Annotated in this window: 13 protein-coding genes; 6 read left to right on the plus strand and 7 right to left on the minus strand. The window is 64.5% G+C overall.

Translation table 11 applies throughout. The features are described from left to right. The first annotated feature begins 1 nt into the window (after window position 1). The 3 genes from HX824_RS04960 to HX824_RS04970 all read left to right on the plus strand — a co-directional run bounded on the left by HX824_RS04960 (window position 2) and on the right by HX824_RS04970 (window position 5,368). Complete coding sequence (locus tag HX824_RS04960) at window positions 2-1,558, plus strand: ABC transporter substrate-binding protein (protein ID WP_087693861.1); 1,557 nt, start codon at window positions 2-4, stop codon at window positions 1,556-1,558. Between the two features lie 149 nt (window positions 1,559-1,707). Continuing rightward, window positions 1,708-4,269 (plus strand): TonB-dependent receptor plug domain-containing protein, encoded by a 2,562-nt coding sequence (locus tag HX824_RS04965; protein ID WP_087693862.1) that lies wholly within the window; start codon window positions 1,708-1,710, stop codon window positions 4,267-4,269. A gap of 19 nt (window positions 4,270-4,288) precedes the next feature. Next, entirely contained in the window at window positions 4,289-5,368 is a 1,080-nt protein-coding gene (locus HX824_RS04970; protein ID WP_010171267.1) for an LLM class flavin-dependent oxidoreductase, read from the plus strand. A 97-nt stretch (window positions 5,369-5,465) separates the two neighbouring features. Here the strand turns inward: HX824_RS04970 and HX824_RS04975 are convergent, their stop codons facing one another. The 7 genes from HX824_RS04975 to HX824_RS05005 form a co-directional block, all read right to left on the minus strand. Next, complete coding sequence (locus HX824_RS04975) at window positions 5,466-7,244, minus strand: ABC transporter ATP-binding protein (protein WP_177054212.1); 1,779 nt, start codon at window positions 7,242-7,244, stop codon at window positions 5,466-5,468. Then, window positions 7,241-8,077: an ABC transporter permease gene (locus HX824_RS04980; protein WP_087693864.1), complete on the minus strand. Its 837-nt coding sequence runs from the start codon at window positions 8,075-8,077 to the stop codon at window positions 7,241-7,243. The genes HX824_RS04975 and HX824_RS04980 overlap by 4 nt, the downstream gene beginning before the upstream one ends. Next, entirely contained in the window at window positions 8,074-9,120 is a 1,047-nt protein-coding gene (locus HX824_RS04985) for an ABC transporter permease (RefSeq protein WP_177035535.1), read from the minus strand. Before HX824_RS04985 ends, HX824_RS04980 begins: the two co-directional genes overlap by 4 nt. Beyond that, the gene (locus tag HX824_RS04990; protein WP_177054213.1) at window positions 9,113-10,663 is read right to left on the minus strand and encodes an ABC transporter substrate-binding protein; all 1,551 of its coding nucleotides are present in this window, start codon (window positions 10,661-10,663) and stop codon (window positions 9,113-9,115) included. Before HX824_RS04990 ends, HX824_RS04985 begins: the two co-directional genes overlap by 8 nt. A 3-nt stretch (window positions 10,664-10,666) precedes the next feature. Continuing rightward, window positions 10,667-11,842: an LLM class flavin-dependent oxidoreductase gene (locus HX824_RS04995; RefSeq protein WP_177051284.1), complete on the minus strand. Its 1,176-nt coding sequence runs from the start codon at window positions 11,840-11,842 to the stop codon at window positions 10,667-10,669. Window positions 11,843-12,001: 159 nt separating this feature from the next. Beyond that, on the minus strand, window positions 12,002-12,733 hold the full coding sequence (locus HX824_RS05000; RefSeq protein WP_003216972.1) for a class II aldolase/adducin family protein: 732 nt from the start codon (window positions 12,731-12,733) through the stop codon (window positions 12,002-12,004). A gap of 16 nt (window positions 12,734-12,749) precedes the next feature. Then, the gene (locus tag HX824_RS05005; RefSeq protein WP_177054214.1) at window positions 12,750-13,793 is read right to left on the minus strand and encodes an ABC transporter substrate-binding protein; all 1,044 of its coding nucleotides are present in this window, start codon (window positions 13,791-13,793) and stop codon (window positions 12,750-12,752) included. A 412-nt stretch (window positions 13,794-14,205) separates the two neighbouring features. Between HX824_RS05005 and HX824_RS05010 the strand changes: the two genes are divergently transcribed. The 3 genes from HX824_RS05010 (at window position 14,206) to HX824_RS05020 (ending at window position 19,191) form a co-directional block, all read left to right on the plus strand. Then, window positions 14,206-15,438 carry an acyl-CoA dehydrogenase family protein gene (locus HX824_RS05010; protein ID WP_177021448.1) on the plus strand — a complete coding sequence of 411 codons (1,233 nt, stop codon included), beginning with the start codon at window positions 14,206-14,208 and terminating at the stop codon, window positions 15,436-15,438. Window positions 15,439-15,584: 146 nt separating this feature from the next. Continuing rightward, window positions 15,585-17,351 carry an ABC transporter ATP-binding protein gene (locus tag HX824_RS05015; protein WP_177054215.1) on the plus strand — a complete coding sequence of 589 codons (1,767 nt, stop codon included), beginning with the start codon at window positions 15,585-15,587 and terminating at the stop codon, window positions 17,349-17,351. Then, a complete protein-coding gene (locus HX824_RS05020; protein WP_177054216.1) occupies window positions 17,344-19,191 on the plus strand; it encodes an ABC transporter ATP-binding protein in 1,848 nt (615 codons plus the stop codon). Before HX824_RS05015 ends, HX824_RS05020 begins: the two co-directional genes overlap by 8 nt. Window positions 19,192-19,324: the final 133 nt, after the last annotated feature.

Here is a 19,324-nt window from a genome sequence, read left to right on the forward strand (position 1 = left end):
CATGAGCCTACTGCTTAGCCGTCGGGACTTTCTCGGCTACAGCGTGACCGTCGGCGGCGGCTTGCTGCTGGCCGGTTGCGGCCCCGCTGACACGCCCAAAAACGTCACCGGCAACGATCAACCCCGCTACGGCGGGCGCCTGCGCCTGGGGATTCTCGACGGCAACCAGAGCGGCAACCTCGATGCCCACAAACCCATTGGCAGCGGCATCGTTCGCGGCTTTGCGTTGTACAGCAAGCTCTGGGAATGGGACGAGCAGATGCAGCCGCGCCTGGCTCTGGCCGAGTTCGCGGAGCCGAATGCCGACGCCAGCAGCTGGACCCTGCGCCTGCGCCCCGGCCTGGAATTCCACAACGGCAAGACCATCGACGCCGACGACCTGATCTTCTCGATCCGCCGCCTCACCGACCCGCAGCTGGCCTCGCCCTACGCGGCGCTGCTGCACTGGGTGGACCGCGACAACCTGGTCAAGCTCGACAACCGCACCGTGCGCCTGAGCTTCCGCGAGGGACGTAGCTACATGCCGCTGGCAGAAACCTGGGTCAATTTCGGCGGCATCGTGCCGGTGGACTACCACCCGGTCACCAACCCGGTGGGCGCCGGCCCCTACAAGCTCAAAAGCTTCACCCCCGGCCAACGCTCACTGTTTACCCGCTTCGAGAACTACTACAAGGACGGCAAGCCCTACGCCGATGAGCTGGAGATCATCGACTTCAAGGATCAGGTCTCGCGCCTGGCCGCCCTGCGTTCCGGGCAAATCGACATGGCCAACGTGATGCCCACCGAGCAGTTGCCGATCCTGCAAAAGGACCCGCGCCTGAAGGTGATCACCTCGGTGACCGGTAACTGGCTGTCGTTCGACATGAACCTCGACAAGCCGCCGTTCAACGACCCACGGGTGCGCGAAGCGTTTCGCCTGATGGCCGACCGCGAAGAACTGGTGCGCCGCGCGCTGAACGGCCAGGGCCGGGTGGCCAATGACCTGTACGCGCCCAGCGACCCGACCTTCAACCACGACCTCGGGCCACGCCCCTACGACCCGCAACGGGCGGCGCAACTGCTCAAGGACGCCGGCCAGGAAAACCTCGAGGTGGAATTGATCACCACTCCGGGGCCTGGCTTGAGTTCGGCGCTGGTGCTGGCCGAGCAGGCCAAGCGCATTGGCGTGACCCTGAAGGTCAAGCAGGTGGACCTGGCGACTTTCCAGGGCCCGTTGAAAAACGACTGGACCCTGAGCACCGGCGGCAGCATCGGCGCGCCGTTCCTGGCCAGTGCGATCCATACCGACGCGCCGTTTGCGGTGTCCAACAAGACCCACTTCAACGACCCGCAATTCAGCGAGCTGTTCCTGGCCGCCATGGCCCAGCCCGACCTGGAAAAACGCAAGGCCCTGGTGCATCAGGTCCAGCAGATCCAGTACGAGCGCGGCGGGATGCTGATCTGGGGCTACGCCGACTTGCTCGACAGCGTTTCCACCCGCGTCGGCGGGGCGCAGTCGGAAGAGTCGCTGTTCAGCACCTGGCGCTTTGAAAAGCTCTGGCTCAAAGACACGGCCTGACCCACTTACACCGCATCGCCCTGTAGGAGCCGGCTTGCCGGCGATGGCGTCCGGTCGACCGGCGCAGGGCCCAAGGGCCTCATCGCCGGCAAGCCGGCTCCTACAAGGGACCGTGCGCTCTTCATTGTTTTTTATGAGGCACCTCTGCCATGCACGCTATCGCCTTGCGTTTACCTCTGCTGCTGGCCGCAAGCCTGCCAATCCAGGCGTTTGCCGCCGATACCCAACTGCAAACCGTGACCGTGCAGGCCAGTGCCAGCCAGTCCGATGATGATGCCCTGCCCACCCGCCCGCCGACGTCGGTGTACGGCGGCACGGAGACCAAGGTCCTCGACACGCCGCGTTCGGTGGTGCAGATCAACGCCGAGCAGTTGGCCAACGACTCGATCCGCAGCGCCGATGACCTGGTCAAATACGCCCCCGGCATCACCCGGGGCGGCGGCCAGAACGCCGGCATCGCCCCGCAGTTTCGCGCCCAGGGCTCCGAGGTATTCCAGGACGGCCAGCGCGGTTACGGCGTGCGCCACCCGGCGAACTTCAACGCCTACGAAGGCGCCGACATCGTCGCCGGGCCGTCGTCGGTCACCTACGGTTCGGTGTCCGGCAGCGGCGGCTATGTGAACTACCTGAGCAAGAAACCCGACTTCAATGAGTTCAAGACCAAGCTCAGCGGTGAACTGGGCTCGTGGATACCGGACGGCACGTCCCGCAGTTCCAACAAATTCAGCATCGACAATACCGGGCCACTGAACGACAACCTGGCCTATCGCCTGAGCATCACCAAGCAGCGCCAGCAGGACTTCTACGACAACGTCGACAACAATTTCGACGCGTTCTACGGCGCCCTCGCCTGGCGCAACGACAACGTGCGGGTGGACTGGAACGCCAGCTACGACAACTACTACGACTACAACATCACCCACGGCTGGAACCGCGCCACCCAGGACCTGGTGGACAACGGCAAGTACTACGCCGGGCGCGCCACGCCGATTATCCAGAACGGCAACACCCTGTGGTCGCCGGTGCTGGCCTCTGGCGCCGCCGATGCGCCAACCCTCGGCTGGGTCAAGCGCCAGCGCAATGCCCAGGGCCAATACAGCGTGGTGGACGGCAGCTTCCAGACCGCCTCGCCCAACACCCAGAGCAACCCCGGCAGCCTGCGGGGCTGGGTGTATGACCCGACGCTGGCGGGCAACGGCGAACGCTCGCTGTCCTCGCAAACCGGGCAACGCAAGGAAGACGAAAGCAGCTCCCGGCGCTTTACCACGCAACTGCGCGTCGAGGCCGACTTGTCGCCCACCATCACGCTGGCCAACAGCACGTTCTACGAACGCTCCAAGGACATCACCGATGCCGTGGGTTCGTTCCAGGTGCAGTCCAAAGACAACATCTTCGACAACCGCTTCGAATTCCGCTCGCGCAATGAAACCCGCCTGGGCGGCTGGACCCTGCGGGATGACAGCAACACCGGCCTGATCTATCGCCGCGAATTCAACCAATCGATTGCGGCCAATAACAGCTTCGGCTCCACCATCAACGCCTATGACCTGACCCAGAACCCCTCGGGCAAGAACCCCGGCGACCTGCTGGGCCTTACCGGTGCCAACCCCGCCGGCGGCAATGGCGCATGGATCGGCCAGCCCGGCGTGCCGCAGTATTCCAACTACTACGGCTGGCTGAACCTGCCACCGATGTACCCGGCCGGGCACGGGCTCTACGCCGAGTCTGTAGCGCCCTACACCGCCGAAAGCACCTGGACCACCAAGACCCTGTTCAGCCAGCACAACCTCAAGTACGGCGACTACTTCGGCCTGAACATCGGTGCCAGCCGCAGCTGGATCGAGGCCGAGATCGACAACCCGTTCGTGCTCGCCGGCGGCAACCCGCGCAAGGACAGCGACAACTACCGGCTGTTCGCGTTCCAGGTCAGCCCCTACGTCAAGCCCACGGAAAACACCACGCTGTACTACACCTTCGATCGCTCGCTGGCGGTCAACACCGGGTTCTTCTCCAACGGCCTGGGCTGGGGCAGCGGCAGTGGCGCCAACCAGCTCAACCCGTTGGCGTTCCAAAGCCTGAGCGTGTTGCACGAAGTGGGCGTGAAGGTCGAAGCGGTGCCCAACCAATTGTTCATGACCCTGGCCGCGTTCAAGCAGGCTCGGGACCAGGCGCCAGACAGCAACAACAGCATCGCGCGGCTGGTGATCAAGGGCGTGGAAGCCACCGTGCGCTATCAGCCGGATGACCACCTGCGCAGCGGCCTGAACCTGTCCAAGCTCAATGCCTACAACGAATTCACCTCCCAGGCGGGATTTGCATCGGCCGGGTTCGTGCCCGACAACGGCACGGTGTTCGGCGATAACAACAGCCTCAACCAGCGACCTTCCGGGCGTTTCGACGCGGTGCAGATTCCCGAATACACCGCCAGTGGCTACGTCGACTACCGCTTCGACTCGGGCTTTGGCGCCGAGCTGTCCGGCTGGTGGACCAGCAACTGGTACCTGAACCTGAGCAAGACCGTAAAGATCCCCAACGAATACAACCTCGACCTTGCCGTGTACTACCGCCAGCCGCAGTGGAGCACCACCTTGCGCGTGCTGAACCTGACCAACGAACTGAACTTCGTCAGCGGCCTGGCCGGCTCCACCAACACCTTCCTGCAACCGATGCCGGGCCGCACCTTGCTGGCCCAGGTCGACTACCAGTTCTAACCCTCAAAGGAGCCCCAGCATGTCCATTGAATTTGTCGGCATGATCTTCCCCCGCCAATGGTCCGAGACCCGTGGCGTGCGCAGCCCGGATTTCGACCTCGACTTTATCCGCCACCACGCCCGCGCCCATGAACACGCAGGCTTTGACCGGGTACTGATCGCCAGCGGGCCCGGCAGCGCCGACAGCCTGCAAATCGCCGCCTACGCGGCGGCGCACACCGAGCGCCTGGGCTTCATGATCGCCCACCGCCCGGGGCTCACTGCGCCGACGGTCGCAGCCCGCGCGTTTGCCACGCTGGACCACACCACCGGCGGCGGGCGCATTCGCCTGCATGCCATCACCGGCATCACCGCCGAACCCCAGGAAGGCGACTTCCTGCTGGACAAGACCGAGCGCTACCAACGCACCGACGAATACCTGGAGATCGTGCGGCGCACCTGGACCGCCGAGGAGCCTTTCGACTTCGAGGGCAAGTACTTCAACATCAAGGGCGCGTTTTCCCCGGTCAAGCCGCTGCAACAGCCGCATATCCCGATTTCGTTTGGCGGCTCGTCGGACATTGCCTACCAGATTGCGGTCAAGCATGCGGACCTGTATGCGCTGTGGGGCGAACCGTTGAGCGGTGTGGCGGAGCAGATTGCCAAGCTCAAGGCGGCGGCCAGTGCGGCGGGTGTACAGGCGCCAAGGGTGAGTTTGTCGGTGCGCCTTATCTTGGGCGCGACCGAGGAACTGGCCTGGCAACGGGCCGAGCAGATTCTGGAGCAGATCAAGGCCAACCCGCAGTTCGCGGCGGGCAGCCCGTGGCAGAAGCGGATCAAGGGAACGGGATCGGAACGGTTGCTGGCAGCGGCGGCTTTAGGCGATCGGCATGACCGCGCGTTGTGGATGCCGACGGCGACGGCTGTTGGGGCGTATGGCGACACCACGGCGTTGGTGGGCACACCGGAGACGGTAGCCCAGGCGCTGCTGGATTATGTGGACCTGGGGGTCACGACGTTTTTGAATCGGGGGTATGACCCGCTGTATGACACCGTGGATTATGGGCGGTGGATCATTCCGGCAGTGCGCGAAGAGGCTCGGCGCCGCAAGGCCGCGTAAAGGCGGCCTCCGCTATCGCCGGCAAGCCGGCTCCTACAGGTGTGCGCCTTTTACCGTAGGCGCCGGCTTGCCGGCGATCACTGCGCAGCAGTGCCAATCAGCCCAGCGACGGCGAATGCTCCAGCAACGTCTGCGTATACGCCGACTGCGGCTGATCCAGCACGCTATCCACCGCGCCCTGCTCCACCACCCGCCCGACCTTCAGCACCAACACCCGGTCGGCAATCGCCCGCACCACGCCCAGGTCATGGGTGACGAACAGCAACGTCAACCCGTCCCGCTGCAACTGGCGCAGCAAATCCAGAATCGACGCCTGCACCGAGACGTCCAGCGCCGAGGTGATTTCATCGCAGATCAGCAGCTTCGGTTCGCACAGCAATGCCCGGGCAATTGCCACGCGCTGGCGCTCACCGCCGGACAGGCTATGGGGATACAACTCGCCCACCGAAGCCGGCAGCGACACCCGCTTGAGCACCGCCTCCACCCGCTCACGCGCGGCACTGCCTTTAACCGCAAAGAAGTGCTCCAGCGGTGCGCTCAAGGTCTGGTACACCGTCTGCCGGGGATTCAATGCCCGGTACGGGTTCTGGAAGATGTACTGAATCTGGTGCCGCAAGCCCCCCTCGCGCTGCCGTGCCTGTAACGGCAGCGGTTGCCCCGCGTAACGCAGCTCGCCTTCGGCATTCTCCCCCAACCCGGCAACGGCCCGCGCCAGGCTGGTCTTGCCGGAACCGGACTCGCCCACCAGCGCCAGGCACTCCCCCGGCAGCAATCGCAGGGACACGTCAAACAGCACCTGGCGGTCGTACGCCACGTTCAACCCGCTGATTTCCAGCAAGGCCTTGTCGGTGCGCGCGTCCACCGCAGCAATCGGCGCCAGGGCGATGCGCTGCAACGGCTGATCATGGGGTGCAAGACACGCCACTTCATGCCCTGGCGACAGCGGCTGCAATAGCGGTTCCTGCTGCGAACACCCTGCCCGAAAACGCTCGCACCGCGGCCCGAAGCCACAGCCTTGAGGCCGCTGCCCAGGCGCCGGGGCATGCCCGCCAATCGCCCGTAATTCAAGGCGCCCGGCCACATCGGGAATCGCCGCCAACAAGCCCCGGGTGTAGGGATGGGATGGCCGACTGAACAAGGCGTCCCGAGTAGCCGTTTCAACAATCCGCCCGGCGTACATCACCATCACCCGGTCCACCAGGTCCTTGATCACCGCCAGGTCATGGGACACATACACCGCCGCCACGCCCTGGCTTTTGCACAAGCGGCGCAAGGTGGCGAGGATATGCGCCTGGGTGGTGACGTCCAGGGCGGTGGTCGGTTCGTCCAGCACGATCAGCCGCGGTTGCAGGACAAACGCCAGGGCCAGCATCACTCGCTGTTGCTGGCCGCCGGACAGTTGATGAGGGAAACGGCGCAAGAACTGCGGGTCATCCGGCAAGCCGACATCACGCAAGGTTTCAATGATGCGCTGTCGCTGCGCCGCCTTGTCCAGGCGCAGTTGATGCACCGCCAGGGTTTCATCCAACAGGCTGCCAATGCGCAACGCCGGGTTGAGCGCCGTGGCCGGGTCCTGGGCGACATAACCGATCAGGCTGCCACGGGCACGGCGCAACGCTTCACCTTCCAGGCCCAATAACGCCTGGCCCGCGACATGCACCTGGCCACCGACAATCCGTGCGCCGCGTCGGGCATGGGCCAGCAGCGCGGTAGCCAAGGTGGTCTTGCCGGACCCCGACTCACCCACCAGCCCGAGGATTTCCCCGGCTTCCAGGCTGAAAGACACGCCGGACAACACGTCCACCTGCCCCGCCAATTCAACCCGCAAGCCACTGACCTGCAGCACCGTCGTCGTCATCTGCGCGATTGCATTCATGGCTGTTTTTCTCCCAGGCGTGCGCTGCTGCGGCCGATGCCTTCAGCGAGGATATTGGTGCCATAGGCAAACACGCCGATCAGCACGGCGGGGGCCAACACCGCCCAGGGCTGCACCAGCAACCCGGCCTGGTTTTCATTGATCATCAAGCCCCAGTCCGCCGTCGGCGGCGCCACGCCATAACCGAGGAAGCTCAGGCCCGAGAGCATGCCCACCCCCCAGGTCAGCATGTTGCCAAAGTGCACCAGCAACGGCGTAAGGATGTTCGGCAGGATCTCCTTGAACAGGATCCGCCGCCGCGAGTAGCCCATCATCTGCGCGGCCTCGACAAACTCCTGCCCCGCCACTGCCACCGCGCTGGCCCGCGCCAGGCGGATCACCCCCGGGATAAACGCAATCGACACCGTGAGCACGATCAACCACGGCGCGCGGCCGAGCATCGAGACAATCAACAACACCAGGATCAGGTCGGGAAACGCCAGGGACACGTCCGCCAGCCAGGTGATCAACTGGTCCAGGCGCCGCCGCGACAGCCCCGCGAGCAAGCCGAGGGTGCTGCCGACGGCCAGGGCAATGCTCGCCGCCGCCACGGACATCCACAGCACCGAGAGGCCGCCGCTGAGCAGCCGCGACAACACGTCATGCCCCAGGAAGTCATACCCGAGCAGCGCCCACCCCGTGGGCGCGCCGTACACCGGCCCGACCATGTCCGTCGAGCCATGGGGCGCCAGCAACGGACCGAACAGCGCCACGGCAATGACCAGCAAGGTGATCAGCGCGCCCTTGCGGGTTTGCGGTTCGGCCAGCCAGCGGGAAATTCGCGTCTTGCTCATGCATCACCTCGGGAGCGCCGCCACCACGGGGTGATGCCCCGGCGGTTGCGCGAAATCAGGGTCACGCGACGGGCCGTGCGCAGCTTGGGCGTGAGCAGCACCGTCAACAGGTCGGCCAACAGGTTGATCAGCACCACCGCCAGGGTGATCACCAGCACGATGGCCTGGATCATCGGCAAGTCGCGCATCTGGATCGCCGCGTTAAGCGCGGTGCCGATGCCGGGGTAACTGAAGATCACTTCGGCCAGCACTGCGCCGCCGATCAGCGTGCGCAAGGTCAGCGCCACGCCCTGGATCGCCGGGACCAGCGCGTTGGGCAAGGTATGCCGCCACACGATCCGCCAATGGGGAATGCCCCGCAGCCGTGCGGCGATCACGTAGTCGGACTCCAGCGCGTCGATCATCGCGGCGCGCACCATGCGCGTGAGGTACGGCAGCGCTGACAGGCTCAGGGCCACAACCGGCAGCGCCAGGAACGGCAACTGGCGCCATAGCGACTGATCCGGGTCGAGGATCGACACCGCCGGCAACCAGTCCATATGCGGCATGGAAAACAGCAGCACCAGGCCGATGGCCAACAGAAAGCCCGGCGTGGCCTTGAGGAAAATCAGCAACGACAGGCTCCAGCGGTCGAGGTGGCTGTCGCGGCGCAGCGCCAGGTACACACCGAGGCCCAGCGCCGCCGGCACCACCACGGCGATCACCCCGGCGAGCAACGCCAGGGTGTAGCCGAAACGCCCCCACAGGATGCTGCCGACCGGCGCGTTGGAATCCAGTGACACCCCGAGGTCGCCACTCAGGGCCGAGCCGAGCCAGCGCAGATATTGCCGCAGGATCGGTTGGTCCAGCCCCAGTTGATGTTGCAGGGTGAGGATGCTTTCCAGTGGCGCGTCGGGGCCGAGGATCACCCGGGCCGGGTCCGATGGCAGCGCCTGGGTGGCGATAAACACCACCAGGCTGATCACCCACGCGGTGAGCAGGCCGTAGCCCAGGCGGCCGATAAACCACGATAACCAGGCCGGCGTTCGCAGGGGTTTAGACATGGTTCAACCACAGCTCGTCAAAGCGCCAGGAGGCGAAGGTGGTCTGTTCCGGCGCAAGGCCGCCGACCCGTACCGAGGCGGCGTCCAGCACATCGTTGAAACCCCAGATCAGCAGGCCACCGCGTTCGTGTTGAATCTGCTGGGCCTCGTGCACCAGGCCTTTGCGCAATTGCACATCCGGCTGGGCCAGGGCCTGGCGATACAGCGCATCGAAACGCTGGTCATGGAAGTTGCTGCGGTTGTAGATCGCCAAGGGCGCGTCGTTGTGCAACGCCGATGCGAGGAAGCCACGGGCCGGGGTCGAACCCGGTGAGAGTTGCCACTGCTCGCGCTGCGGGCCGTTGAATACCGCGCCGTCGACCTGGGTAACGCGAACCTCCGCGCCAGCCTTCTTCGCCTGTTGCGCAAACACCAAAGCGGCATTAACGCCGGCGCCGGACGGGGTCGTCAGTTCCACCCGCAGATCGGTCTGCCCGGCCTGGCGCAGCAGCGAGCGCGCTTGCTCAAGGTCATGGGGGCGCTGCGCAATGTCGTGGTTGTAGGTGGGGTCGTGGGGCGAATACAGGTCATTGGCGATGCGCCCGAAACCGTTGAGGCCCCGGTCCACCAACTCTTGCCGATCAGCCAGCAAGCGAAACGCCTGGCGCACCCGTACGTCGTCAAACGGCGGCTTGGCCAGGTTCAGGTTGAAGCCGGTAAACGAGGTGCTGGGCGACACGCACAGCGACAGGCGCGAGTCGGCCTTGAGCAGCGCGCTGTGCTCGGCCTGCACGCCGCTGGCGACATCGATCTGCCCGGCACGCAATGCGGCCACCCGCGAGACCTGGTCCTTGAATTCGATGATTTCCAGTTCGTCGGCATAAGGCTGGCCGGGTTTGTAGTAATTCTCGAACCGGCTGTAGAGCGAGCGCTGGCCGGGCACGAAGCGCTTGAGTTTGTAGGGGCCGGCGCCCACCGGATTGGTGATTGGGTCGTAGTCGGTGGGGACGATGCCACCGAAGCTGATCAGGGTTTCATCCAGCGGGAAAAAGCTCTGGCCCTCCTTGAAACGGATTTCGATGGTGCGCTCATCCAGCTTGCGCAGCGCATTGCGGTCGATGGCGCCCACCAGTCCGGCAAACGGCGAGGCAAGTTTCGGATCGGTGAGGCGCAGCAGCGAGAACAGCATGTCGTCGGCGCCGATGGTCTTGCCGTGGTGGAACTCCAGGCCCGGCTTGATGCGGATGGTCCAGGCGCTGGCATCGGCGTTCGGCTCGGCGAACTCGGCCAGGGCCAGGCGGGTACTGACGTCGGTGTTCCATTCCCAGAACTTGCTGTACAGCGCCCAGCCGCGAATGATCCCGCCGCCCACCGGTTTGTGGGCATCGAGGTTGCCGGACTGGTCGCCGTCGATAATGCCGATGCGCAGGCGTCCGCCGGTGGTCGGTGTGGTCGACAACACCGCAGTCGGCGCCGCCCCGCTGTCACAACCACCCAGCAGCAAGCCGCCGCCGATGGCCAGGCTGTTGCCGAGAAACACTCGGCGGGAAAATCCTTCGCTCATCAGCTACGCCTCTTGCTGCTGCACGGCGTTCAGACGCGGCACATCAAAACCATGGTCCAGGTCGAGCAACGGGAACAGCAGGTCTGCCACCCGGTGCGCCTCATCGATCAGCGGGAAACCCGACAGGATGAACGCCGAGGTGCCCTGGGCTTCGTACTCACGGATACGCTCGGCCACTTGTTCGGCGCTGCCCACCAGGTAAGTGCCGGCGGCCGGGCCGAGGATGTTGAAGCCGAACAGGCTCGGGCCGAGCCACACGTTGGGGTAGATCTCCAGCTCGCGAGCCGTGGGCAGACGGCCGGCGCGAATGGTCTCGACGTTGCGCTGGGTTTGCGGGTCGTCGCTGTGGTAATCCTCGAAGCTCACCCCGGGTGGCAACTGGCGCTCAATGGCATTGCGCGCAGTTTGCAGCGAGGTGCGTTGCAGCAGTTTCTCGGCGTGGGCCCAGGCTTCTTCTTCGGTCTCGCGCACGATGATTTGCAGGCGGGTACCGAAGGTCAGCTCACGGCCGATCTTCGCGGCTTCGGCGGCGACCTTGCGGAACTTGTCCCCCAGCTTTGGCGGCGTATTGGCGAAGCTCAGGTACACGTCCAGCAATTGCACCGAGTGTTCCACCCCTGGCCCCGAGGTGCCGGCGCCCCACAGCGGGATGCCCGGTTTCTGGTACGGCGGATGCCAGCCGCCCAGCGGATGCTTGGCCGCTCCCGGCGCACGCGGTGCGAGCTTGACGTATTGGCCGTCATAACCCCGAGTATCGCCGGCATAGAAGCCCTGGAAGGCGCGCCAGTATTCGAGGCTGAAGGCGTAGCGCTCATCGTGGGGGTAATGCACGCCGAGGGTCGCCAGGCCCGCATCATTGCCATTGACCACGTTGAACAGCAGGCGGCCATTGGAGAATTGGTCGAAGGTCAGGGCCCATTTGGCCAGGACTGCCGGTGACAGCTCGCCCGGGTGTTGCGCCACCAGGAAACGCAGGCGCTGGGTGGCGTCGATCAGCGAGGCGGCCACCGCCAGGCTTTCGTTGGGGCTGGAGCCCAGCAGCGAGCCGTAGAAACCCAGGCGATCACTGGCGACCGCGAGTTGCTTGAGATGCTGGAAGTCGGTCTTCCAGCGCCCTTCGGGCTCCCAGGGATAAGGGCCGTCGGGGGTGGTGAGGTACCAGAGAATTTTTACCGCCATGGGGCAACATCCTTGAATGGAACCGCCCCTTATAGGAGCCGGCTTACCGGCGATAACGGTGGCACATCCAACAGGAATGTCGCCTGATGCACCGCTATCGCCGGCAAGCCGGCTCCTACAGGGGTCGTGGTGGTTTCAGTCACCGTGATAAGGGTGTGTTCAGTTTTTGCGGTCGATGGCGGGGACCAGGCCCAGCGCCGTGGCCTGCTCAAACAACCCACTCATCTTCCACTGCTGGGTCAACACCCCCGGCCCGTATGCCCGCGAACCGCCCAGGGCATCCGCCAGCAATTGCAGTTGCGCGCCCTCTTCCAGCAACAGGATGAACTCAGCCGTGGCCCGCAACCCCTGCTTGCCCCACACCGTGGAGCCGCCGTTGGCTTCGAGGATCGCCAGGTTGAAGGGGTTTTCCGCGATCTTGTCGAGGATGAAGTCCACTTCCTGCTGGCGACGGTCGATGTACACCGGCAGTTCCCGCGCCAACTGGTAACGCTGCACCGGCACGTAATGGAACGGCAGCGTGCGGTGGGTCTGGGCCCAGGCCCCAAGGTACGGCGAGTGCACGTGGGAGACGGTGGTCACGTCTGCATGCTGCTGGAACAGCTTGGTGTAGCGCCCCAGGCCGCCCTTGCCCTTGCCGACAATCACGTTGCCGGCAAAGTCGGTGACGGTGGCCTGCAGCGGCTTGCGGTAGTTCCACGGGCCGCCGTAGTTGACCGACACCAGCAGTTCCTGGCCCGGCACGCGCTCGATAAAGCCCACGGTGCCGTTGGCGGTGATGGTGTTGGTTTCGCGGAAGACCGTGAAGGCTTCTTCGGCTTCCAGCAGGACCTTGTCGATAAAGGCCTGCAGTTCCTGGGTGATCGGTTGGGCGTGGACAATGGCAGTCATGGCAATTTCTCCGGGTTCAGGCGCGGCGCTTGGCCAACAGTTCATGGGCAGCTTGCAGAGGGCGCAGGTCGACCCAGTCGGCGATCGCAAAATCGCGCTCCAGGAAGCCGTGCAGGTACAGGAAGTCTTTCTGGATGCCGAGGAAATCCAGGCGCTCGGCCGACAGGTCCGGCGCCAGGGTGGTATGGAAATCACCGCGATAGGCCTCGGCCACACCGGCACTGCCGGCGCGGGTTTCTTCTTCGAGAATCGCGTTCAGGCCGTCGCGATTGTTCGCGGCCCAGTCAGCCGCGTTCAGGGTTTGTGCGAGGAAACGCACCACCAGGTCAAAGTGGTTGTCCAGCAGGCTCTGGTGGACAGTGATCGGGCGCGGCGTGCCGTTGTTGATGCGGTAGCGCGGCTCGGCGATCAGGTCCAGGTCGATGCCCACCACCAGGCCCAGACGGCGCGCGGCGTCGGCGGCCGAAGCGCCCTTGACGTACACCGCGTCCACTTCGCCGCGCGCCAGGTAATCGAGGCCCGACCACAGGCGTTGCAAACCTTCCTGTGGGTTGGGCGCCTGCTCCTGATCGTGCAGCGCGACCTCCACCAGTTGCACGTCATCAAAGCCCAGGCCGGCCAGGCTCAACGCGCCTTTGTAACCGTGCAGGCTCATGGCCCGGGCGATGCTCCCCGGACGGCTGTCACCCCAGGCCGGCAAGGCCAGGCGCTTGCCTTTCAAATGCTCGGGACGCGTGATGCCGGAGTCCGGGCGGACCAGGATGGTTTGCCATTCCTCGATCCAGGTCAGGCCGATCAAACGGCTCGGCGCGCCGGCGGCACGGGCGGCCAATGCCGGCACATTACCGCCTTCGCGAAACAGCCCCGGCAGCTCGTGATCGTAGTGGTGATGGCCCAGTTGACGGGCCTCCTGCAAGGTCGAGACCGACAGGCCGTCGGCGGCGAATTCGTCGCCCAGCCAACCGAGTTTGTAGGCGATGCCGGAGGCGGTCGGTACCGGGCAGCGGGTAAACCAGATCTGCTCAAGCGCTGGCTTGGGCAGGATCGCGGAAAGGGTCATGGGCAGCTCCATTGAATTGGGCAAGGCAGTCCATGGAGGTATTGCAGAGGCCGTGCCAATTGGCCAAAGCCCCGGTTTGCAGGGCTTTGGCGCAAAGAGTCGAAGTACTGTTGCTGGCCTGTCAGCAGCGCTGCTGCTGGCCCAGCAGTCACCCGTTCGCCACTGCTGCCCCAGCAACACTCCGTTATCGCAGGCCCCGCCAGGGGTGGTTTTCGGCATTGGCGCAGAACTTGCTCAAGGCACCTTCAATGCCCGACATCCAGCGCAATCCCCTGTAGGAGCTGGCGTGCCAGCGATGGTGGTTAACGATGACGTGTACTGACGGGTTTACGCGGTGCACTTGAGTCCATCGCTGGCAAGCCGGCTCCTGCAGAGGGGCTTAAACACACGGGCCAAATCAGGGGAAGAAACTATGAGTACGTTCGAACAGGTACCGGTACGCCAACTGCACAGCGAGGCCGAAGCCATTGCCGCAGCCAAGGAGATCGCCGTGGAGATCGCCGCGATTGCCGCCGACAGCAGCCAGAACGGCCAGTTGCCGTGGCGCCAGGCGCAACTGCTGTCCCAAAGCGGCCTGACCGCCATCGGTGTGCCCAAGGCATTCGGCGGGCTGGGGGCCTCGGTGCAAACCATCGTCGAAACCGTGCGCCTGGTCTCGGTGGCCGATGGTGGTGTGGGCCAGTTGCTGCAGATTCACAACGTGATGCTGCGGGGCATCTTCAACGGCTATCCGGATGCGGTGCGTGATCGCCTGGTGGCCGATGTGCTGGCCGGCAAGCGCTTTGGCAACGCCCTTGCGGAAGTCGGCGGCAAGAACAAGTTCGCCCTCAAGACCCGCGTCGAGCGGCGTGCAGATGGCAAGCTGGTACTCAATGGCAGCAAGTTCTACTCCACCGGTTCCTACCTTGCCGAATGGATCTCCCTGACCGCGGCCTCGGATGACGGCGGCGCCGGCGTGCTGCTCAACCGCAACGCACCGGGCCTGACCCTGGTGGATGACTGGGAAGCCTTCGGCCAGAAAAACTCGGTCAGCGGCACGGTGAATTTCGACAATATCGAGCTGGATGAAGACTTCGTTTCGAAGCGCAAGGGCCCGATGAAACGCACCGGCCTGACCTTCCCGCAGATCCTGCATGCGGCGATCGATACCGGGATTGCCTCGGGCGCGCTGACCGCGGCGGTGGAGTACCTCAAGCACAACGCCCGGCCCTGGGTGGAAAGCGGCGTGGACCACGCCAATGAAGAGCCGCACATCATCAAGCAGATCGGCGAATACGCGGTGGCCCTGCGTGCAGCCGAGTCGCTGTTGCGGGATGCGGCGCGGGTGTTCGACGCACATGAGCTGGACCCGGAGAACAAGGAACTGCAGGACGAATTGATCCTGTCGGTGGCCACGGCACGGGCGCATTCGGACAGTGCTTCGTTGAAGATCTCCAGCGATATTTTCTCGTTGCTGGGGGCCAGTTCGTCGCTGAGCAAATGGAACCTCGACCGGTTCTGGCGCAACGCCCGGGTGCATACCACCCACGACCCGATTCGCTGGCGCTTGCACCATGTGGGCAACTACTACCTGAACGGGATTGATCCGGGGGAGTACACGGCGATCCTCAATGCCAAGGAAACCCAGGGCGCTACCACTCGCTAGACCAGCCCAACACATCCCTGTGGCGAGTGAGCTTGGTCCCGCTGGACTGCGCAGCAGGCCCTGTTTTTGGGGTCGCTTCGCAACCCGGCGGGAGCAAGCTCCCTCGCCACAGTTTGGGAAGGATCAATAAACCCAATGAGCTTTTCATGATCGAAAAACACCCCCTTCTGCGCAGCCTGGCGATCTACCGCGAAATGCCCTGGCGCTTCGCTCTGGTCGCCGGGCTGTTCGTGGCCATCAACCTCGGCCTGGTCTGGCAACAATGGCTGATCGGCCATGCGGTCAACGATGTCAACGCCGGTCGCGCAGTGATCCGCCACGCCGACGGCAGCCTCGATGCCAGCCTTGGCTGGCACTGGCTGTGGCTGATGCTCGCCGTGGCCCTGGGCCGTGGCGCGCTGCAATACGCCGCCAGCGTCATGTCCCTGGTGCTCAGCCAGGAACTGCTGACACGCCTGCGCGAACGCATCCTCGCCCAGGTGCAAAGCCTGCACCTGGGTTATCACTGGCAGCACGGCATGGGCGAGATGATCACCCGCACCACCCGCGATGCCGACAAGGTGCGTGACGCGCTGATCACCTTCTGGCGCCAGGTGGTGGAAACCCCGCTGGTGGTGTTGGCCACCGTGGGTCTGTTGAGCTGGTACAACCCGTGGCTGGGCTTGGTACCGCTGCTGCTGACCGTCACCGGACTGTGGATTTTCGTGATGCAAACCGAACGCCTGGTTGAACTCGACCGCAGCGTCGGCGCGGCCTACGACCGCGTCAACCAGGACCTCAGTGAAGGCATCGGCGGGGTGCGTGTGATCAAATCCTTTGCCCTTGAGCAGAGCCGTATCCAGGGTTTTTCCGAACAGGTTGCAGTGTTCGCAGGCTTGGCCCGCCAGGCGCTGGCCTATTCCAGTTCACGCATTCCGCTGCCCCAGGCGGTGGTAGCCCTCGGACATGTGTGGATCCTGGTCTACGGCGCCCACCTGGTGGCGGCCGGTCAGTTGGGCATCGGTGAACTGGTGACCTCGCTGCTGATCGCCACCACCCTGGTATTTCGCATCGAAGGCATTGGCCGGGTGATGCAAACCTTCGCCGATGCCCGGGCCAGTGCCGAACGTATCTGGCAACTGCTGGACGCCCCCGCAGCGATACGCAGCGGCAGCGCCACCCTGCCCGCTTCGCCCCTGGGGTTGCGCCTGGAGCACGTCAGTGTCAGCGCTCCCGGCGGTGGGCGGGACATTCTGCATGACTGCTCGCTGGCCCTGGTGCCCGGCGAAATTGTCGCGTTGGTGGGCGCCACCGGCACCGGGAAAAGCCTGCTGGCCAGCCTGTTGCCACGCCTCACTGATGTGAGCACCGGGCGCGTGCTGCTGGGCTATGACGGCGCTGGCTGGCAAGACATTCGCGAACTTGACCTCGGTGCGTTGCGCCAACGGGTGCACGTGGTGCCGCAAGAGAGCTTCCTGTTCGCCGGCAGCCTCGCCGCCAACCTGCGCCTGAACGCTCCCGACGCCACTGATGAGCAATTGCTTGAAGCCCTGCGCCTCGCCGCAGCGGACGACATCTTGCTGCGCCTGCCCCACGGCCTGGCCACGCCGCTGGGTGATCGTGGCGTGACCCTGTCCGGCGGCCAGCGCCAGCGCCTGTGCCTGGCGCGGGCGCTGCTGGGCCAACCGGACATCCTGTGCCTGGACGACGCCACCAGCGCCCTCGACGCCATCAGCGAACGGCACGTACTGAACAACCTGCGAGAACTGCGCGGTACCACCGTGCTGGTGATCTCCAGCAAGTTGTCGACCATCCTCCTGGCCGACCGGGTGCTGATGCTCGCGGACGGCAAAATCGCCGCCACAGGCACCCACGCCGAACTGCAACACACCCACCCGCACTACCGCGACCTGCTGGGGATCGACCATGGCTAATCCAATCGCCGGCAAAGCCTTGAGCGATATCGAAATTGAAGAAATGCTCGCGAAAAAGGCCCTCGACCGCAGCATGTTCAAACGCTTGCTGCCGCTGCTCAGGCCAATCCGCCGCTCGATTTTCGCGGTGATCGGCATTGAGCTGTTGCTGGTGTTCACGGTGTTTTTGCGCCCCTGGTTCGTGCGTGAACTGCTGGACCGTGGCTTGATTCAGCAGGCCGACCACTGGCTGCTGGACGAGCGCCTGGTGCTATGGCTGGGCGCGGGGCTGGCCGCCAGTTGGCTGGTGCGATTCCTGCTGGCCGGGGTCTCGCAGTTTGTTGCCGGTGGCGCGGCGATCCGCGTCCTGAACGCCCTGCGGGTGCAGGTGTTTGCGCATGTCCAGGGCTTGAGCGTCAGCTACTTCGACCAGACCCGTGCCGGGCGGATCATTTCCCGGGTTGACCGCGACGTGGACGCCCTCGAACCCTTGGTGATCCAGGGCCCGCCTGAACTGCTCGGTGCCTTGCTGCGCTGTGGCCTGGCATCGGTGATGTTGTGGCGTATCGACCCGCGTTTCTTCCTCAGCCTGGTGGCCACCGTACCGTTGCTGGTGCTGGCGACCTGGAGTTTCAAGCGGATCTCCCAGCGCAACTGGGCGCGGGTTGCGGAAAACCGCAGCCGTTTTACCGCACACCTGGTGGAAAGCGTCAGCGGCGCGCGGATGCTGCAGCAGTGCGCCCAGGAGACGCCGAACCTGCGGCGTTATCGCGGGCTGTTGGATGACTTCAACCATGCACTGATTCGCGGCAGCTTGCGCTCGGGGTGGTTTGCGCCCTTTACGGCGCTGCTGAGTTCGGCGGGAATCGCCTTGTTATTGCTGGTGGGCGGCTATGGGCTGGCGGCCGGTGAAGTGTCGGTCGGGCAAGTGGCCGAAAGTCTGTTTTACGTGTTCCTGTTCTTGGGGCCGTTGCAGGAGCTGTCGGACCTGTTTGAACGCTACGCCACCGGATCGGCGTCGGCGCAGCGGATTTTCCTGTTGCTCGATACCCAGGCGCAGATTACCGACAGCGCTACACCGCGCCATTTGGGCCGAGCGCGGGGTGAGGTGCGGTTCGAGCAGGTGGGTTTCAGTTATGTGCCAAGTGCGCAGGCGCCGGTGATCAATGGGCTGGATTTGCATATTCCTGCGGGTGAGGTGTTGGCGATTGTCGGGCCTTCGGGGCATGGGAAAAGCACGCTGGTGCAGTTGCTCACGCGGTTTTATGAGGTGCAGTCGGGCGTGGTGCGGCTGGACGGGATTGATGTGCGGGAGCTGGCCCAGCATGCGTTGCGGCGCAATGTCGGGGTGGTGTTGCAGGACAATGTGTTGTTCAGCGGGAGCATTCTCGACAACTTGCGGTTGGCGGCGCCGTTGGCGGATGACGCGACCCTGGTCGCGGCGGCCCGGGAGCTGGGCGCCGATGAGGTATTGGAGCGGTTGCCGCATCAGTATCACACCGAGGTTGGGCCTTTGGGGGCGCATTTGAGTCATGGGCAGCGGCAGCTCGTTTGCCTGGTGCGGGCGTATCTGGCGGACCCGGCGGTGCTGGTGCTGGATGAGGCGACTTCGGCGGTGGACATTCACACAGAGCGGCGGATTCAACGGGCGTTGCGCAGGCTGTGTCTGGGGCGTACGGCGATCATCATTGCCCATCGGCTGGCGACGATCCGGGATGCGCACCGGATTGCTGTGGTTCGGCATGGGCAGGTCGTTGAGCTTGGGGCGCATGATGCGTTGATTGATCGTGGGGGGGCTTATGCGGCGTTGTATCAGACGTATTTGCGCAGTGCACGGGTGGGGGATTTGGTGGCTGGGTGATTGGGGGTATATCCGTTTTTGGGTGATGTTTGAGATTGGTTCCGCTCTTACAGCGGCTCACTTTTGAACAGCCGGAATGCCGGCCCAGTCAAAAGTAAGCAAAACGCTCTTGCCCCACCACTCGGCTCCTCGC

Origin of the sequence: Pseudomonas sp. D4002 (assembly GCF_013385665.1) — a bacterium.
Classification (GTDB): Bacteria; Pseudomonadota; Gammaproteobacteria; order Pseudomonadales; family Pseudomonadaceae; genus Aquipseudomonas.

Coding starts and splice junctions, on each gene's coding strand:
- HX824_RS04960 (WP_087693861.1), top strand. CDS start 2: ATGAGCCTACTGCTTAGCCGTCGGGACTTTCTCGGCTACAGCGTGACC.
- HX824_RS04965 (WP_087693862.1), top strand. CDS start 1,708: ATGCACGCTATCGCCTTGCGTTTACCTCTGCTGCTGGCCGCAAGCCTG.
- HX824_RS04970 (WP_010171267.1), top strand. CDS start 4,289: ATGTCCATTGAATTTGTCGGCATGATCTTCCCCCGCCAATGGTCCGAG.
- HX824_RS04975 (WP_177054212.1), bottom strand. CDS start 7,244: ATGAATGCAATCGCGCAGATGACGACGACGGTGCTGCAGGTCAGTGGC.
- HX824_RS04980 (WP_087693864.1), bottom strand. CDS start 8,077: ATGAGCAAGACGCGAATTTCCCGCTGGCTGGCCGAACCGCAAACCCGC.
- HX824_RS04985 (WP_177035535.1), bottom strand. CDS start 9,120: ATGTCTAAACCCCTGCGAACGCCGGCCTGGTTATCGTGGTTTATCGGC.
- HX824_RS04990 (WP_177054213.1), bottom strand. CDS start 10,663: ATGAGCGAAGGATTTTCCCGCCGAGTGTTTCTCGGCAACAGCCTGGCC.
- HX824_RS04995 (WP_177051284.1), bottom strand. CDS start 11,842: ATGGCGGTAAAAATTCTCTGGTACCTCACCACCCCCGACGGCCCTTAT.
- HX824_RS05000 (WP_003216972.1), bottom strand. CDS start 12,733: ATGACTGCCATTGTCCACGCCCAACCGATCACCCAGGAACTGCAGGCC.
- HX824_RS05005 (WP_177054214.1), bottom strand. CDS start 13,793: ATGACCCTTTCCGCGATCCTGCCCAAGCCAGCGCTTGAGCAGATCTGG.
- HX824_RS05010 (WP_177021448.1), top strand. CDS start 14,206: ATGAGTACGTTCGAACAGGTACCGGTACGCCAACTGCACAGCGAGGCC.
- HX824_RS05015 (WP_177054215.1), top strand. CDS start 15,585: ATGATCGAAAAACACCCCCTTCTGCGCAGCCTGGCGATCTACCGCGAA.
- HX824_RS05020 (WP_177054216.1), top strand. CDS start 17,344: ATGGCTAATCCAATCGCCGGCAAAGCCTTGAGCGATATCGAAATTGAA.